1 tRNA gene is annotated in these 227 nt (G+C 50.7%); it reads right to left on the bottom strand.

The features are described 5' to 3' along the window. Positions 1-82: 82 nt before the first annotated feature. A tRNA-Arg gene (locus V756_RS0121440) sits at positions 83-159 on the bottom strand. Positions 160-227 lie beyond the last annotated feature (68 nt).

Here is a 227-nt window from a genome sequence, read left to right on the forward strand (position 1 = left end):
AACCTGCGACCCCATGGTCCCAAACCATGTGCTCTACCAAGCTGAGCTACTTCCCGATTTCTTGTTTATTCTATTAGAATAATGGCGCGCCCGAGAGGAGTCGAACCCCTAACCTTTTGATCCGTAGTCAAACGCTCTATCCAATTGAGCTACGGGCGCAAAATTTAATGCCGAGGGCCGGACTTGAACCGGCACGGTAGTCACCTACCGCAGGATTTTAAGTCCTG

The organism is Bacillus tequilensis KCTC 13622 (assembly GCF_000507145.1).
Classification (GTDB): Bacteria; Bacillota; Bacilli; order Bacillales; family Bacillaceae; genus Bacillus; species Bacillus tequilensis.